At 45.6% G+C, this 15,564-nt stretch carries 14 protein-coding genes; 4 read left to right on the forward strand and 10 right to left on the reverse strand.

The genetic code is table 11. The features are described 5' to 3' along the window. Positions 1–15 precede the first annotated feature (15 nt). Positions 16–693 carry a tRNA (adenosine(37)-N6)-threonylcarbamoyltransferase complex dimerization subunit type 1 TsaB gene (gene tsaB, locus H6F66_RS15280; protein ID WP_190422771.1) on the forward strand — a complete coding sequence of 226 codons (678 nt, stop codon included), beginning with the start codon at positions 16–18 and terminating at the stop codon, positions 691–693. A gap of 83 nt (positions 694–776) precedes the next feature. Here the strand turns inward: tsaB and H6F66_RS15285 are convergent, their stop codons facing one another. The 7 genes from H6F66_RS15285 to H6F66_RS15315 all read right to left on the reverse strand — a co-directional run bounded on the left by H6F66_RS15285 (position 777) and on the right by H6F66_RS15315 (position 8,942). Beyond that, positions 777–1,922, reverse strand: coding sequence for an ABC transporter permease (locus tag H6F66_RS15285; protein ID WP_190422773.1), 1,146 nt, complete (start codon positions 1,920–1,922; stop codon positions 777–779). Between the two features lie 322 nt (positions 1,923–2,244). Further along, positions 2,245–3,117, reverse strand: coding sequence for an Npun_R2479 family HD domain-containing metalloprotein (locus H6F66_RS15290; RefSeq protein ID WP_190422775.1), 873 nt, complete (start codon positions 3,115–3,117; stop codon positions 2,245–2,247). A gap of 320 nt (positions 3,118–3,437) precedes the next feature. Further along, on the reverse strand, positions 3,438–4,328 hold the full coding sequence (locus H6F66_RS15295) for an alpha/beta hydrolase (protein ID WP_190422777.1): 891 nt from the start codon (positions 4,326–4,328) through the stop codon (positions 3,438–3,440). 114 nt (positions 4,329–4,442) lie between these two features. Next, the gene (locus H6F66_RS15300; protein WP_190422779.1) at positions 4,443–4,787 is read right to left on the reverse strand and encodes a DUF1815 family protein; all 345 of its coding nucleotides are present in this window, start codon (positions 4,785–4,787) and stop codon (positions 4,443–4,445) included. A gap of 503 nt (positions 4,788–5,290) precedes the next feature. Continuing rightward, positions 5,291–5,503 carry a DUF2839 domain-containing protein gene (locus H6F66_RS15305; RefSeq protein WP_190422781.1) on the reverse strand — a complete coding sequence of 71 codons (213 nt, stop codon included), beginning with the start codon at positions 5,501–5,503 and terminating at the stop codon, positions 5,291–5,293. Positions 5,504–5,663: 160 nt separating this feature from the next. Then, the gene (locus H6F66_RS15310) at positions 5,664–7,283 is read right to left on the reverse strand and encodes an ATP-dependent DNA helicase (RefSeq protein ID WP_190422783.1); all 1,620 of its coding nucleotides are present in this window, start codon (positions 7,281–7,283) and stop codon (positions 5,664–5,666) included. An 87-nt stretch (positions 7,284–7,370) separates the two neighbouring features. Next, positions 7,371–8,942, reverse strand: a complete 1,572-nt coding sequence (locus H6F66_RS15315; RefSeq protein ID WP_190422785.1) for a pentapeptide repeat-containing protein — start codon at positions 8,940–8,942, stop codon at positions 7,371–7,373. A 300-nt stretch (positions 8,943–9,242) separates the two neighbouring features. Here H6F66_RS15315 and H6F66_RS15320 point away from each other — a divergent pair, with 300 nt between their 5' ends. Then, positions 9,243–10,079: a prephenate/arogenate dehydrogenase gene (locus tag H6F66_RS15320; protein WP_190422787.1), complete on the forward strand. Its 837-nt coding sequence runs from the start codon at positions 9,243–9,245 to the stop codon at positions 10,077–10,079. A 63-nt stretch (positions 10,080–10,142) separates the two neighbouring features. On the opposite strand, the gene H6F66_RS15325 is transcribed toward H6F66_RS15320, so the two are convergent. Next, positions 10,143–10,961 carry a methyltransferase domain-containing protein gene (locus H6F66_RS15325; protein ID WP_190422789.1) on the reverse strand — a complete coding sequence of 273 codons (819 nt, stop codon included), beginning with the start codon at positions 10,959–10,961 and terminating at the stop codon, positions 10,143–10,145. Between the two features lie 497 nt (positions 10,962–11,458). On the opposite strand from H6F66_RS15325, the gene H6F66_RS15330 reads away from it, so the two are divergent. Next, positions 11,459–11,716: a hypothetical protein gene (locus H6F66_RS15330; protein WP_190422791.1), complete on the forward strand. Its 258-nt coding sequence runs from the start codon at positions 11,459–11,461 to the stop codon at positions 11,714–11,716. Positions 11,717–11,845: 129 nt separating this feature from the next. On the opposite strand, the gene H6F66_RS15335 is transcribed toward H6F66_RS15330, so the two are convergent. Together H6F66_RS15335 and H6F66_RS15340 are read right to left on the reverse strand one after the other, a co-directional pair. After that, on the reverse strand, positions 11,846–12,853 hold the full coding sequence (locus tag H6F66_RS15335; protein WP_190422793.1) for a hydroxyacid dehydrogenase: 1,008 nt from the start codon (positions 12,851–12,853) through the stop codon (positions 11,846–11,848). Positions 12,854–13,037: 184 nt separating this feature from the next. After that, positions 13,038–14,276 (reverse strand): HhoA/HhoB/HtrA family serine endopeptidase, encoded by a 1,239-nt coding sequence (locus H6F66_RS15340; protein ID WP_190422795.1) that lies wholly within the window; start codon positions 14,274–14,276, stop codon positions 13,038–13,040. Between the two features lie 364 nt (positions 14,277–14,640). Here H6F66_RS15340 and H6F66_RS15345 point away from each other — a divergent pair, with 364 nt between their 5' ends. Then, positions 14,641–15,390: a hypothetical protein gene (locus H6F66_RS15345; protein WP_190422797.1), complete on the forward strand. Its 750-nt coding sequence runs from the start codon at positions 14,641–14,643 to the stop codon at positions 15,388–15,390. Positions 15,391–15,564 lie beyond the last annotated feature (174 nt).

Here is a 15,564-nt window from a genome sequence, read left to right on the forward strand (position 1 = left end):
TGTAGGCTACTGAGTATGGATTCCGTGCAGTTTAATTCCAATAAATACGGCTTAGCACTCCACACTAGCAGCCCTGAACTGGGTTTAGCCTTAAGCAATTTTGCTCTGAATACCCGTTCTTCTACCTGGGATTTAGGGCGGGATTTATCAAGTCATTTACATCAATATCTAGCTGAGTTTATCCAGCCGCAAACCTGGGCAGATTTGGCGTTTATTGCCGTAGCAATTGGCCCCGGTAGTTTCACCAGCACTCGCATCGGTGTCGTCACTGCCCGTACACTAGGGCAACAGTTGAATATTCCCGTGTTTGCCATTTCCACATTGGCAGCTGTTGCTTGGTCGCATTTGGGATTGGCAAAGGACAACGGAAAAAATGCGATCGCTATCCAAATGCCAGCCCAACGCGGTCAATTATTTGCCGCCATTTATCAAGTTTCCCCATCCGGTTTAGGACTTACCCAATTGTTGCCAGATACGGTGCTAACACCGACAGCATGGCACCAAGCCCTAGAAACGCAGTCTAATACCTCCTATCAGCTAATTGACATCCCTGCTGGCGCTGGACTGGGTGCCTCAGTTTCCAGCGTATTAGAACTTGCCTATCTAGATTGGCAACAAGAAAAGCGCCCCCACTGGTCGGAAGCGCTACCGTTTTATGGTCAACATCCAGTTGAAGACAAACCAGCTGGGTAGGTCTAACAACAAACCCAACCAAAAATAATCACCGGCTCTAATTCTGATAAAGATGTCTCACGCAACTTGCTTGAATACTTAAACTACCGCCGCAAACTCCGGGGATCGAGGGCATCCCGCAAGCCATCTCCCAGCAAATTAAACGCCAACACCGTGAGGATAATCAACAGGGCCGGAGGCCAGATCAACCAAGGCTGCAACACTAAAATTGAAGCATTAGTCGCCAACGACAGCATATTTCCCCAAGAAGGGTCGGGCTGCTGAATGCCAAGCCCAATCAAACTCAGCACCGATTCTGCCACGATAAACCCAGGCACCGCCAGCGTTGCTGAGATAATTATGTAAGTGGCCGTCTGCGGCAAAACGTGACGCACAATAATGTAAAGCGGTTTCGCGCCCATTGCTCGCGCCGCTTGCACAAATTCTCGCTCTTTAATTGACAGCACCTGTCCCCGAATCACCCGCGCTAACCCAGCCCAGCCGATGAACGAGGTAATCAGCACAATCAACAAAAACCGCTGGGCGCTGCTGAGTCCAAGTGGCAGCACTGCGGCAAGGGAAACCAGCAGATACAGGCTGGGAATGGTCATCAGCACTTCCACGGCACGCATTAAAATGCCGTCAACCCAGCCACCGACGTAGCCAGAAATCCCTCCCGCTAACATACCCAGTGGAAAGGAAATGATAATTCCCACTAAGCCGATGCTGAGGCTAATTCTGCCACCATGCAGCAGGCGGCTGAACTGATCGCGCCCCTGTTCATCGGTGCCTAATAAGTTCAGTTTGCCTTCTCCAACAGCGCCGAAGAGGTGCCAATCCAAGGGGATGCCCGGAAATATTTCTACCTCATCAAATTTGGGTGGCAATGGCAGACGCAGCTGAAACAGTTGGTATTTTGCTCCTCGGACAAAAAAGCGTACTGGTGACGGTTTTTGGAAGTTTACAGTTAATTTGCGATCGCCTGTCTCGATATCTGTTGGGCCCTGAGTCGTAGGATAAACGTGAGGCCCAATAAACTCTCCTGCTTGGTTGCGCCAGTATATCTTGGTAGGTTCCAACAAGGAAGTATTTGGCTGCACGTCACACAGGCCATTAGACAGGTCATAAGTGTCACATGGACGGTAAGGAGCCACAAAATCAGCGAAAATTACTGCAAAATAGAAAACTATCAGCAACACAGCCCCTGATCGTGCCAAGGGATTATTTTTTAATTTTTGCCACCAGTTCATAAAGTTATGAGTTATAAATTATGAGTTCTGAATTAAATGATAAGCCAGTATCTAGAATTTCATAGTTTATTCTGATTCCTAACTTATAGCCGTTCTCGGTTGAGTTAAATACAGTCGTAACCTAACGCTCAACGCCCTTCCCACCTTTCCCTAGCCCTCCCCTTGAAGGGGAGGAGAAAGGAAAAATCTTGTTCTTGGCAGGGGGCTAATTTGAAAGCCTCTCTCCGGAATTGGAGAGAGGTTTAGAAAGGTCAAAACTGTACCGCATACCAATGAGAACCGTTATATTTGCTTCTAACTCAAAATTCAAAACTTAAAACTCTTACCTAAGCTGCCCCTCCAGTTGTCTCCGCTCATCTTCAGCACTTTCGTGTTCAACAACAAACACATTCGAGTAGAGGTTAGCAATGATTTGTTTACCTTGCTGTGTTAGCTGTAAGTAACGGAGCGCATCCTGAATATACGGGAATACTCCATGCCAGTAAAACTTGGGATAGTTCCGCCGCAAATCTCCCGGATGCTTATAATTCAGGGCTTTATTCACGCCTGTTTCTTCAAACTCATAATACAGCGCCCCGATTTTCTTCAGATAGCGGGGATCGCTGAGCTGACCAATCAAGTCAGAGGCACGAACCAAGCCTGGATAATTGACAGTATCTTGATGATCCTCTGCTGTTGGCACCGGGAAACGGGTTAGTTCGATATTGTGCTTTATCACCTCAGCGTCAATCAGCTTATGACCGCCAAAGCGTTCCTCAATAAATTGTTTTGCTCGATCTACATGGTAAGGTGTCAAAGAAGCATCGCTCGATCCGCGAGGCACAGAAACCATTTCTCCATCTTTCCCGGTGGAGTAAAGTCGTTCTTCGTCTCTATCTTGGCGACACACTCCCTTAACGTAGCCGATGTCATGGCAAACTACGGAGATGATGAAGTGTAACCAGTCTTCACAGGACACTCCACCCTCACGAATGTGTCTCCCGCGTAAGATTTCCTGTCCCACCAGAGCTACTAAGATCGAGTGTTCTACGTTGTGATAGAGGGCATCGCTGTTAGCAATGTTTTCCAGAGCCATAGACCCCGCCCAGGCGATGATGTCTTCGTAGTCGGGCTTATAGCCGCCGTAGGTGCGACGATAGCCTTCACGAATGCTTTGAACAAAACTGTCAATTAAAATTTCTGTTGCGTTAAACATTCTGGGTACTCGCGCTTTTCTCAGTGCCGTGAGAGGGGAGATACTGAATCATGGAATAATTGAGCTGCGAGACTCTAACTTTACAAAAGACGTGATCGCTTTTAACTTGGCACTAGGCCAACAATACAGCGCATCTGAGAATAAAGCATTTGTCTCTGTCTTACGGAATAGATACACCCCCTACACCTTCAGGATGCACTAAATTTGGGCGGTTGGTGTTGTCAACTGTCATGGTGCTTTGTGTTTCTCATCACAACCGCAAGCTTTGGTTTTGAAAGGCTCACAGATGAGGTGGGAATCTAGATTCTTCGATTCCTACCTTATCCTTTTAGAATAGGGGGGCGCAAAAAGTTTAATAGTTCTCGGTTGACAGTTTGGGGAACTTCCTGCTGCATCCAGTGACCGCAGTGACTAACGAATTTGAGCTTGAAAGGCGCATTTATCAAGCGTTCCATGCCTTCGGTGAGTTTGTGGCCAAAAAAGGCATCTTCTTCGCTCCACAGCATCAAGGTGGGTACGGTGATCGGTTCGGGCGATCGCCCCCAATGGTGCAACCAACTCTGCGGCGACAGGGAGGAGCGATAATAGTTCATCGCCGCCGCCAGCACCCCAGGTTTTGCCAATGCCTCTTGATACCGCTGGGTATCTTCTGCGGTAAACGCTCCTTTGCGAACCGCTTGTTCCCGAAACACGTTGTTCACAAAATCTTTTAAATTTTGTCGAATCAGCCACTCTGGTAAACCAGGAATTTGAAACGCCAGCACATACCAGCTGCGACGCAGTTGATCTAAGTTTCCAGCAAGTTCCTGCCAAAACCTGTAAGGGTGCGGCGCATTCAAAATTGCCAGTCTATTCAGAACTTGGGGGAACTTCTGGGCAAGATTCCACGCGATTAATCCACCCCAGTCGTGACCTACAATATGCGCCCGGACATAGCCTAAATTTTCAATCAATCCCCGAATATCAGCACTCAGGGTATCCAGGTCATAACCGCTAAGCGGCTTATCCGAATCGTTGTATCCCCGCAAATCGGGAACCACTACTTTAAAATGACGGGCTAGTGCTGGTATTTGATGCCGCCAGGAATACCAAAACTCTGGAAATCCGTGCAGCAGTATCACCAGCTCCCCCTGTCCTTGGGTCACGTAGTGTAAGTGAATGTCGTTCGTCTCAATAAACTGGTGTTGCCATTCAAAATTGACAGCAGTCATAAACAGTAGCAGCCGTCCCTCGCCTGCGGATAGGACATAGGTTTCCCCTTTTTCAGATTAGCAGTCCCAAGAGCCAATCTGTCTAAAGATAGTAGCGAAACCTTGGCAACGAGTTTATCTCCGCTGCGGCACAACGGGACGATACTCAGAGGGCTTGATTTTATATTTGACTAGATTGGCTAAGTCTTGCAGCTGAGAAATGGCTTCAGCGCCCTCTAGCTTCATCAGTTCGCGGTCATCCCGCATTTCTGTCCAGGTGATGCCGTAATCTGACACCAAAAAGCGAATCAGATGATTCTCCCCCAGACTGACCATAAATGATGCGCTATTCATTTGACCTCCGCAGGTATAGCAAGAAGCCAAATATCCCCGTTGCTCTAGCACAATTGCCATAGCTTGGAGGTTCATCACTAGATCATGTACAAATTGACGGTGTTGCTCTGCAAGTCGTAGAAACACGGTTGTCCTCCAACCACCACACCTAAGTGTAAACGTTTTATACTTTCTTAAGATTTTTACCCTCAACCTATGCGCTATGTTAGGTTAAGAGAATTGAGACTATGAAGAAACTGAATAATACCAGCTTTGCACCAAGTTAACTTAAGTATCTAGGAATGCAAAGTATCAACAGTAACAATGAGCTTCACTCAAGAGCATTGTAAACACCCTGAGTGACGATTAAAATTGTATCTGTCTCTGGCTCGGTAACAATAAGCTTCACTCAAGAGCATCCTAAACAACATAGAGAAAGCTTAGTTCTACCTAAAGGATGACTTGGGGCTGAAGTGGTGCGATGTTTCAAAAGGACAAACCTTTTAGCGAGGTTCGCGCCGAATAAGAATTACAGAGCACAATCATAAACTCAGCTTATATAAGCTGAGTTTTTGTCAGGGAAGCATTAAGGCAAGTCTGGCAAATGCTTCACCGCTAGAAACTTCACCCAAGTAAACTGTTACTAGACTCTAGTTGACTTGCCACCAACCAAAGGAAGGGCCGATGAAGCGGATAGTTACCCAGGTACCTATCAGGAAGCTTATGCCAATCCAGGCCCCCCGGTTGCTCCATTTGACGAACTGTTGTGCTTGAGTTTTAGTAATCGGTAGCCAGGGAAGAATGTAAGCCTGTTGACCGTAATTCTCTCCGAGTGCTTCTTTACGACGCTTGGAATCACCCATAATTGATAGTTTTAGAGACTTGTTAATAATAACGCTGGGGTTAGGCCTGTTGCCGGAATTGTTTATAGAAATTACGAAATCGGGGAGGAGGGGCTAGGGATTAGGGATTAGAAGCTGGGGATTAGGTAAAAGATTCTTTCCAATTCGCAATTCCCAGCCCCTAGCGATCGCCTGTAAACCAGTTGGTGTCCAAATAGTTGATTCGTGCTAGAGGACTAAGCGCTTCCAGTACCTGAGAACCATAGCTGCGGTGATTTACGCGGCTATCGAGTAGAGCAACAACGCCTTGAGATTCTCGCACAGGCGCGATCGCTCGCTGTAATTCACTCAACGCCACCGGCAACAGATACAGACGAAACCAGTCTTGACGCTGCTGTTTATAATAAATTACCCGGCCAGCTACTAAAGGATTTTCTAGAGAAGGTATTGGCAAAGTCGCAATTACTAGCAACTGGGGAGCAGGTAACGTCTCCTGATGATGTCGCCAGAATTCCCAGCCTGTTACTAAAATGCCATTGTTTGACACGCGAGTTTTTTCTACTTGTACGCGGGAGCCAAACTCACCAGCCAGAGCAGCTGCTACCTGCGCCCTGAGTGGTGTATCCTCGACTAAAATCACAGCTAGTTTGTGGATGTCCGTATTATTTACGGGCAATTTATCAATTTCTTCGATTAACCTCCGGACTTCTTGAATCAAAAACCCCTGAAATTGGGGCGTATTTGGAAAAGGGAGGCGATCGGGGAGGTACAGATGAATTAATTCATTTTGCCTGTCTGGAGAAAATTTTATGCAAGTTAAATCTTTTAGTCCTACGCGCTGACGATAGACTTTAGCTTCCGTCTCCAAATCCAGCGCTGCACCAATTAACACTACCGGATCTTGATGCCAAATTTTTTCTAAGGCGGTTGCGACTTCAACCGGGCCACAATACAGAGAAAACTGCCCTTTGGCTCTCTTCATTTCCGCCCACATGAGTTGGTTTGAGGAGCGCGATCGCTCCCAGAAATTCTGCCATGCGGGGGGTAGTTTGTCTTCCGCTGTCTGCTGTCCGTTGTCAGTAGCGATCGCGCCTAGCACTGAAGTGATAAAATCCGCATTTCGGTCTACTGAACCGTTACTAGGAGGCATTGTTAATGACTCGTAGAGATGCTGCAAAATTCCTTGTTCTGATCGAGAAATCAGATAGCATTCATAGGGATTTACTGGATGCTGGAAGAGTTCTTTTGTCAGTTGTACTCGCGCATCCAGAATCGGCTCTGTCTGGTGAGGAAAAGCCCGCATCAAATCGTCCCAGTCTTTGGGTTGCAAGCAAACTGTTAACTGCTCCCGTGCCAATTCTTCCAACTCATCAGCACCATCAAAGATAGTAGGGATGCCAGTTGGTATGCTTCCCAAATTTTTTAAGCGATCGCTTAACCAAATTTCCGGAGATGTCAGCAGCAACCCTTGGAAGTTCTCAGGCAAAGCGTAATCTGTAATTATCGCCTTATCCGTTTTCATCCATTGTTGTAGCTGGGGAATTTGCACTTCTATCAAGCGCTGTTGCACCAATTCTGGAGCTACCACAATTACTGGGCCCTGCCACAACAAAGCAGGGCTGAGGTAACTCAGACGGTAACTTCCCATACTCTGGGGTGATCCAGTTTGTATCAGGGCAGAACGCCCCAATCGCAAAGCCCGCGCTACCAGCCTCGCCATTGTTAGATGATGCGGCCAAGCTCGGTTTCCCTGCTCGCGTAGGAATGCACGTAGTGAGGAATGAACTTCTACCTCTATCACTTTAGTTAGATGCTAATTGAAGGATTTTTAATTGCTAATTGAAGGATTACTAATTGCCGCCTTTAGCAACTAGCCAATCTACTTATATTAGCTCTGCTGAGATTTTTCCAAATAATTAAATTCTTTGATAAATTCAATTACCGTACCTACAGGAGGCAAAGTGGAGTTTTGTATTTCTATGGAGGGATTTTTTGGAGGGCTGCCTAAGTTAGACAAATTCATAAACCGTTTGCCAAAAACCGGGTGATGATAAACGTTTAAAGTCTGATCGGTAGAGTTGTTTAAAACGGTTTGGGTAGGAGCGTGAAAGAAGTTTACTTTGTCTTTGAGTCCTGGTACTTGGAAAATATCTATAGCGCTAACCTGGTTAATGGTTTTACTGAGGGCTGCGGTTAATTGCTTGATTCGATAATTATCTTTAAGGCCAAGGGTGTCTATATTTTGGGATTGGAGGATGTGCAATAGGGCGATGATATTTTTGTGAGTAGCTGCTGCATCGTAAAAGGGAAGAATCGCAACGTAAGCGAGGGGAAATAATTGATCGTTGCTGTCCATTCGGAAGGTGAGAATGGTTTTTCTTGAGCTTACCTCCAAACTTGGGGGATTGCCGATACCGGGATAGTGCTTAGCGATGTGATGATAAGTGGTGGCTAAAGCTAAATTTGCCTCCATATCTAATGGTGCATCAACGATAATCCGAACGGTGGGGAGGGTTTCATTAAAGAACTTTTTTGATTCTTCGGTGGTGAGGCGGAAAATTTCAGTGCGATCGCCATCTGGACTCAAATCAACCCACTCGCAAGTCATTCCTTCTGTTTTTAGCCCGAAGCGCGACACTGCATAAAGTTTTGCTCCTGTCAAGATAGCACCTGTCAAGTCGGCTCCGATCCAATCAGCTTTAATCAATCTAGCTTGAGTGAGATCCGCATGAACTAAGCTGGCATTAAGTAAATTAGCGTTGCTTAAGTCTGCCCCGATTAAGTTGGCTCCACTTAATTTAGCGCCGCTTAAGTCCGCCCAGCGCAAATTCGCGCCGCTTAAGTCCGCCCAGCGCAAATTCGCTCCGCTCATGTCTGCGCCGCTCAAGTTGGCGCGAGAAAGATTAGCTTGTCTGAGTTCAGCTTCTCGGAGATTTGCCCCGCTCAAATCGGTTCGGCTTAAGTCGGTTCCATTCAAGTTAGCCTGTTCCAAGTTAGCACCAGTCAGGAAGGCTCCCCGGAGATTGGCTTCATTCAAACTGGCGCGAGAGAGGTTGGCTTGTCTGAGGGTTGCTTCTCTCAAATCGGCACCGCTGAGGTTAGCCGATCTGAGATTGCATCCACTGAGTTCGGCGCGAATTAGTTCGGCGCGAATTAGTGCCGCCTGAACCAGTTCGGCTCCCCCCATGTCTGCCCGAATCAGGTTAGCTACGTTAAAGTTTGCCTGGTTTAAGATGGCTTTGCTGAGATTGGCACCACTGAGTCTGGCGACATTGAGTTTCGCGTGACTCAGGTTGGCACCACTCAGATTGGCACCACTGAGGTTGGCAACACTGAGGATGGCGTTACTCAAGTTAACACCACTGAGGTTGATGCCACTCAAGTTAGCCTCGGTCAAGTTAGCCGCCACAAAGTTTCTGACCCCGGCTGCATATTTTACTATCAATTCATCGACATTCATTGGAGCCACCTCGCCAGCATTCTCATTTTATGGTTAGGAGTAGTGTGCTAAAGCCAAGCCTTGCGGGTTATTTTCCATTTTGAGTAGCTGGATGGGTGTGCAGCAGATGAACCCTCGCTTTGCTTCTATTATTCTGGCTTGTTCTAGCATTTATCCAAAGTTGTACAAAGTTGTACAAGCCTTAATCTAGCGTGTCTATCTGTAAATCTTAGTTAGAAGTTTGGTGTGAGTATCCTCAGGATGATGAACGATGAATAAAGAAATCCATTATGCCGCGTCATAATAGCGGCGGGAAGGGCGATGAATATTGGTATTGTAGGGCTGGGACTGATTGGCGGATCGCTGGGCTTGGATTTACGAGCGGCTGGCTATCAGGTTTTGGGAGTGAGTCGTCGAGACAAGGTTTGTCGGGATGCGATCGCGCGTGGCGTTGTGGATGATGCGACTGTGGATATGGCGCTATTGGCAGCAGCAGATGTAGTTTTTGTTTGTACGCCCATTAGCGCGATCGCATCCACTGTACAGCAGCTAATTCCCCATTTGTCTGGTGATGCCATCATCACTGATGTTGGTTCGGTGAAAAAGTCGGTGGTTGAGGCAATTACACCACTTTGGGCTAATTTTGTCGGGGGACACCCGATGGCTGGTACTGCGGAAAGTGGTTTAGAAGCAGCAGTGCAAAATTTGTTTGTTGGTAAGGCTTATGTGCTTACACCAGTGGCGACGACACCACCAGCTGCTGTAAAAACGGTTGAGGAAATTGTGCGAAGTCTGGAAGCTGAAATTTATCATTGTTCTCCAGAGAACCACGATAAAGCTGTGGCTCGGATTTCTCATTTGCCAGTGATGGTGAGTGCTACTTTAATTGATGCCTGTATAAGCGAAACCGATCCGGTTGTGTTGGAATTAGCGCAACAGTTGGCTAGTTCTGGTTTTCGGGATACCAGTCGCGTTGGCGGCGGAAATCCAGAGTTAGGCTTGATGATGGCGCGGTACAATCGCCTTGAGTTGTTGCAAAGTCTCCAACAATATCGTCACTGTCTCGACGAAATTATTTCCCAAATTGAGCAAGAAGATTGGAACGGTTTGCACTCAAAACTGACAACTACTCAAAGTAAGCGATCGCAATTTTGTTAAAAAGCTGACGGGGTTGATCACCCCGCTAGTTTGTCACCTCCAGGCGTTGTCTTTTAATAGCGTCTATACTTTTTGGGCAATGTGAAAAGCAGAAATATAGGATGCCTGAATACTTCCTGTGTGCCTTTCTAGCGTTTCCCTCAAACCTTTAAACAAAGAATCCCTCTTATGCGGTAAAAGCGCAATGTATGGCGATAACGTACTTAAAAGCATCAAATAATCATCAATACTATAAGTGATTTCACACGCCATCTGTTCGTACACTACGTTCTTAAATCGACCTAAGTCAATGAAATTGTGTCCCAGCTCTCTGAGGATTTCTCCCTGAGTTTCCCTGTCTTCATAACGTCCAAGCTCCGGAGCCTGAGCCTGATAGACTTCATTCAAAGCTTGGTAAACTTCATACGGGGGTTGGGGTTCTTTGTTCCACAGCAAAATCAGAGAACCGTTGTCTTGTAGCGCAGCAGCAGCTTTTGGACACCTAATTTCTGATGAAACCCAGTGAAACGAATTTGCTGCAAGAACGGCATTAAATATCTCAGGCTCTAGCTCCCACTCTTCAAAGGTGGTATTTCTAATCTCTACAGCCGGATAGGTTGCACAGTTGTGTCGCGCTAGTTGGCAAGCCTCCTGGCTTGGTTCCAGGCATACCATTGAGAAGCCCAATTTGGCAAATTCTACAGTTGCAGTCCCAGGGCCGCATCCGATCTCAAGAGCGATCGCGTCTTTATCAAGTTGAGCTAACTCTACAACACGACCAATTAGTTCTTTAGGATAGCGCGGTCTTGCTTTGTTGTAGGACTCTGCTACCTCGCTGTACCAGGTTTTTCTTTGCTGCAAGTCTTTGTCATACCAGGTTTTTGCTTCTTCTGAATCTCTCACGATCTATCTGTCCAAAAGCAAAGATTGCTCCCTCCGCACGGAGCTGATGAATAAAGTGTAGGGCTTTCGGTAAGCAAATATAGCAATTCAAGAGTTTGGTGTGATACATCTGTAGGGACATGGCAATGCCATGTCCCTTCCACCCATCTGAAAAACCCTATAGTGTCGGGAAATTGCTTTTTTTAACTTCGCCAGCAGTTGTGACAGTTAGAGAACTGTCTGCCTTTAGAAGTGATGCTGTCTAGATTGGCTAAAGCGATCGCTTTTGAGTTTTTGAGGCTATAAGACCTGACCAGTAAGGGTTTAGCGGGTTCAGCCGTAAAAAGTCAGCCTTGTAAAGACGCGATCGCCTCTGTCTCAACCTCTAAAAGTGACACAGAAGCATCCCAAAGATTCTCAAGAGTTTTTTAATGTAAATCCAGAACGAAAACTCGGTATCAAACCAGCATAAACGGTCTTTTGTGTCAACACACTTTGAATAATAGGGCGTCAAACTAATGCAAAAAGATATGAACTTCCCAATGGTGGCTATTGTTAACGATTTAGATGCTCTGATCGCAGAAATCGATGAAAACCCTCACCTTTCTTCATGGGTAGTTCGTCTGGTACTCAAGTCCATTAAAGATAAAGCTAAGAGGATGGCTACTGAGATACCTCAACCAGAATACTTGAATCAGCCAATTCAGAGCAAATCTTTCAAAAGTTCAAGTAATATTAGCTACCAAAAAATCAAAGTTTTACGGCAAGGGCGGTAGATTCTGCCGGAATGCGATCGCATTCATCACTTCATGTCAACTTCCAAAAATAAAAGAAACTGAAATTTTCTCCATCTCCCCTCTCCGCCTGCGGAAAGGGGCTAAGGGTAAGGTGAAATTTCTGCCGTCTTACTTATTGTTAACAACATTTTGAGGTTTATTTTGAGTAAACGCCAAAATGTTTTCCACGGTTGTCTTGATAATTCTTTCTCTCGCTTCGCGGGTATTGAAAGCACTATGAGGCGTGACAATTACATTAGGCAGACGCATTAAAATCAAGTCTGCTAACAACGTTTGCAAGTCGTCTTGCTTCCGGTCAACAGCCTGTAGCAATTCAGAATCTTTCCGCAAAACAAGTTCTTGTGGCAATACATCCAAACCCGCAGCAGCCAACTTACCTTCTATAAGTGCGTGCAGCAAAGCTTGAATATCTACTACACTTCCACGGGCTGTATTAATTAAAATTGCCCCATCTTTCATTTTAGCAAATTGCTCAGCGGCAATTAGGTGATGGGTATTCTTGTTAGCTGGAACATGCAGCGTGATAATATCAGAAGTTGCCAATACCGTTTCTAAATCAGCATATTCAAATTTCAATCTAGCGGCTAACTCCTGATTTGGATGCACATCAAAGGCAACAACTTCCATCTGAAATCCCTTGGCAATCTGAATTACATATTGCCCAATGATTCCCGTACCAACTACACCCAAAGTTTTACCGCGTAGGTCAAAACCTTGTAGCCCTTTGAAGGAAAAATAACCTTGACGGGTGTTATGGACTGCCTCAATAATATTGTGGCTGATTGCCAGCAATAATCCAAAAACGTGTTCAGCAATAGTATTTTCCCCATAATTGGGAACGTTGCAGATTGTCACGTTCTGAGTTTGACAATATTCTGAGTCGATGTGGTCAAAACCAGTTGAACGGGTGGCAATTAATTTGATCTGGGATAACTGCTGGAGAACTCCCGCATTAAGTTGGGAATCGATGAAGGTGGAAACAACATCGGCATCTGCATATTGTCCAGCATTTGCGCTTTTTAGTTGCTCGTCCACGAACTTAAGTTCATGTTCCTTACTCAAATCATTGAACGCCTCTTTTTCCCAATCTTCGACTTCAAAAATAACTACTTTCATCACTTTACCTCTGACGTGTAATTAATTCAATTTCGTTTGATTCTTAAAAGTCATTCAGAGTGCCGTGCCGTTCGCTCAAGAATAATTGTAAGTTGGGTTTAGCCACCAAGCAAAAAAAAAGGACGGGTTTCTTAACCCATCCCTTGTAATCTGTCTTACTTATCTTATGGAACGCTACAGCCTACTAACGCTCAACCGGAAGCGCAGCGGTTTGGATGGGTACGTTGAGATTCTGCCCATTCCGACGTAACTCTAGCTGTAAATTGCTGCCTACTTGAGTCTTTTCTACTTGCTGTTGTACGGTTTCCGAGTCTGCGATCGCTTGCCCATTGATTTTTTGAATCACATCTCCAGGGCGTAACCCCGCCCTAGCAGCTGGGGAATTTCGCATAACTCTAAGAACGAGGACACCTCGATCTGCATCTACGCTCAAGCCACTATTGGCATCTTCATTGATTTGCTGTCTCACGTCAGGGGTAAGCGTCGTCATCTGAACGCCTAAATAAGGATGTTCTACCCTACCTGTAGTCACCAGCTGGTTAGCAATGCGTTGAGCGGTGTTGATGGGAATTGAGAAACCAAGTCCTTGAGCGCCCCGGATAATGGCTGTATTTATCCCAACTACCTCACCTCTGGCGTTGAGCAATGGCCCGCCAGAGTTACCCGGATTAATCGCCGCATCAGTTTGAATGAAGTTTACTCGCTTATCGGGAACGCCAACTTGAGAGCTAGAACGTCCGGTGGCGCTAATGATGCCCGTAGTAACGGTATTATCAAGACCAAGGGGATTACCGATAGCGATCGCCCATTCCCCAGGTCGCAACTGCTCGGAATTACCTAAACGCACTGTCGGCAAATTATCAGCCTCAATCTTAACCACAGCCACATCTGTTACTGGGTCAGTTCCCATCACCTTACCTTTAAAGGTGCGCCCATCCTTGAGGATAACGTTTACAGTGTCAGCACCATCTACCACATGGGCATTGGTGAGAATTTGACCATCAGTGTTGATAATAAATCCAGAGCCAGTACCCCGTTCTACTCTCTCTTGGGGGCCAGTGGGTAATTGCCCGCCAAAGAATCGCCGGAAGGTAGGATCGTTGAAGGCATCGGGAATCTGTCTGCTTACTGTACGGGAAGAATTAATCCGCACTACCGCTGGTCCCACCCTTTCAACAACATCTGTAACAAAGTTTGTATCTGTATTTCCTGGTAATGCCTGAGCTATGAGACTCTCTGGAAGGGGAGATGCTTGTAGGGGTTCGGTTCCCACGCCCTTAGTTACTAGATAGTTGCCTGAAAAAGTGACACCTGCTCCCAATAGCACCAGCGACAGATAGGTTGCTGTCTTTTGCCAGGGTTTGGAAGCTGAAGCGTCAAATCGCCCGGAATTTTTATCTCTATCTTGCTGTCTGCTTTGCATTTGAAACACCTGTCACAAGGAAGTTAAAACTTAGTACGCTTGTTAATCAACGGCGTCCGCGTAAAGACGCTATCTAGATTCACCTGTAGAGAAGAGAACCTTCACCTCTCTACTCTTCTCACTGTAAACACCTGATATGACGTACTTGTGACATTGGTGTTGCACTCAGATGAAATCTTTGTATTGTTAAAGCAATGCTGCTGTCGTGCTTACCTCTTATCTGGCAGCATTTTCATGTAGCTACAGGCAGATTATCGCATATACGCGATCGCTTAATTTGCTCCTTGTGAGATTTTGCTAGGAACTTGGGCTATTAAAAGCGGTCTACTTATTAAGTAGTTGTTATTAACTCAAAAATAAATTTATGAATCGGCTAAAACCTGAAGTTTTCCGCCTAAATCAACTCCCAGAAAACTTAATTAATTCTATGTACGATTTGTATTATCAGTATTATGATAGTACAAATCAGGATATGTTTTACAAAGATTTAACTCAAAAAGATTATGTAATTCTCCTGAAAGACGACACTGAAAAAATACAAGGTTTTTCTACACTAGCTGTTCTTAAATTTGAATTTGAGGAACCACACCAAGCTATTTTTTCTGGGGATACAATTATTAATCATGAGTATTGGGGAGAGCAAACCCTATCTTTGGCATGGTGTCGTCTGGCTGGGCAGATTAAAGCCGAAGCCCCAGAACAACCTTTATACTGGTTTCTAATAGTCAAGGGCTATCGTACTTATCGCTACCTGCCAGTATTTGCCAAAACTTTTTATCCGACTTGGCGATATCCTACGCCAGAAAAGTATCAGGCGTTGATGGATTACCTAGCTAAGAGAAAATTCGGCAACTACTACAATCCCCAAACAGGATTAATTCGATTCCCTACGTCGCAGGGACATTTGCGAGAAACCTGGGCTGAGATTAAAGACGGATTTGCCAGTAAACCGGATATAAATTACTTCTTACAGCGCAATCCGGAATATTATAAAGGGGATGAATTGGTTTGTTTGATGGAATTGTGCGATAATAATATGCGATCGCACGCCCGACGAGGATTTCTGGAAGGTTTTGATATGAAACCAGAACCCGCTTTACAATTTATAAAATAATTAATAGATTTGTAGACTTTTGGCTAGAAATGCACTTTAAGGTGCAATACTTAGTTATCCACTAGAGACGCGATAACCGCCAGACTTCTGCGCTTAAGTAATCCAAAATCATTGCCTTTTCTAAGCCGCGAATTCTGAGTTTGTGGAAAACTTGAAAAAGCTTTCTTTAAACAG

The sequence above is a fragment of the Trichocoleus sp. FACHB-6 genome, from assembly GCF_014695815.1.
GTDB classification, from domain to species: domain Bacteria; phylum Cyanobacteriota; class Cyanobacteriia; order Cyanobacteriales; family FACHB-T130; genus Funiculus; species Funiculus sociatus.

Excerpts from the sequence above, each read along its gene's own strand:
- H6F66_RS15320 (WP_190422787.1), top strand. The coding sequence starts at position 9,243 with ATGAATATTGGTATTGTAGGGCTGGGACTGATTGGCGGATCGCTGGGC.
- H6F66_RS15330 (WP_190422791.1), top strand. The coding sequence starts at position 11,459 with ATGCAAAAAGATATGAACTTCCCAATGGTGGCTATTGTTAACGATTTA.
- H6F66_RS15295 (WP_190422777.1), bottom strand. The coding sequence starts at position 4,328 with ATGACTGCTGTCAATTTTGAATGGCAACACCAGTTTATTGAGACGAAC.
- H6F66_RS15290 (WP_190422775.1), bottom strand. The coding sequence starts at position 3,117 with ATGTTTAACGCAACAGAAATTTTAATTGACAGTTTTGTTCAAAGCATT.
- H6F66_RS15340 (WP_190422795.1), bottom strand. The coding sequence starts at position 14,276 with ATGCAAAGCAGACAGCAAGATAGAGATAAAAATTCCGGGCGATTTGAC.
- tsaB (WP_190422771.1), top strand. The coding sequence starts at position 16 with ATGGATTCCGTGCAGTTTAATTCCAATAAATACGGCTTAGCACTCCAC.
- H6F66_RS15315 (WP_190422785.1), bottom strand. The coding sequence starts at position 8,942 with ATGAATGTCGATGAATTGATAGTAAAATATGCAGCCGGGGTCAGAAAC.
- H6F66_RS15345 (WP_190422797.1), top strand. The coding sequence starts at position 14,641 with ATGAATCGGCTAAAACCTGAAGTTTTCCGCCTAAATCAACTCCCAGAA.
- H6F66_RS15335 (WP_190422793.1), bottom strand. The coding sequence starts at position 12,853 with ATGAAAGTAGTTATTTTTGAAGTCGAAGATTGGGAAAAAGAGGCGTTC.
- H6F66_RS15285 (WP_190422773.1), bottom strand. The coding sequence starts at position 1,922 with ATGAACTGGTGGCAAAAATTAAAAAATAATCCCTTGGCACGATCAGGG.
- H6F66_RS15305 (WP_190422781.1), bottom strand. The coding sequence starts at position 5,503 with ATGGGTGATTCCAAGCGTCGTAAAGAAGCACTCGGAGAGAATTACGGT.